The organism is Cupriavidus sp. GW821-FHT02F09, from assembly GCF_059421605.1.
Genome location: NZ_JBWKVH010000116.1, coordinates 1 through 643, shown reverse-complemented (window position 1 = coordinate 643; position 643 = coordinate 1). Strand labels below are relative to the sequence as shown.

Annotated in this window: 1 protein-coding gene; it reads right to left on the bottom strand. The window is 61.0% G+C overall.

Annotated features, from left to right (window positions below; all coding sequences use genetic code 11):
• Positions 1 to 643 (bottom strand): EF-Tu C-terminal domain-related protein (locus AC07XB_RS39035; protein ID WP_492833300.1); only part of this gene is annotated, 643 nt, incomplete at both ends.

Below are 643 nucleotides of genomic sequence, written 5' to 3'. Positions count from 1 at the left end.
AGTCGAGGATCTTTGCCACGACGCCGGCGCCGACGGTACGACCGCCTTCACGGATGGCGAAACGCAGGCCTTCTTCCATGGCGATCGGGGCAATCAGCTTGACCGTGATCGACACGTTGTCACCCGGCATGACCATTTCCTTGTCCTTCGGCAGCTCGATCGAGCCAGTCACGTCGGTCGTACGGAAGTAGAACTGCGGGCGGTAGTTGTTGAAGAACGGGGTGTGGCGGCCGCCTTCGTCCTTCGACAAGATGTAGACCTCGCCGGTGAAGTGCGTGTGCGGCTTGATCGAACCCGGCTTGCACAGCACTTGGCCGCGCTCGACGTCTTCGCGCTTCGTGCCGCGCAGCAGCAGACCCACGTTGTCGCCTGCTTGACCTTGGTCCAGCAGCTTGCGGAACATTTCCACGCCGGTGCAGATGGTCTTGACCGTCGGCTTGATACCAACGATTTCGATTTCTTCACCAACCTTGATGATGCCGCGCTCGATACGACCGGTCACAACCGTGCCACGGCCCGAGATCGAGAACACGTCTTCCACCGGCATCAGGAAGGTACCGTCGATGGCACGTTCCGGCGTCGGGATGTAGCTGTCCAGCTGTTCGGCCAGGGCCAGAATGGCTTGCTCGCCCAGTTCGCCCTT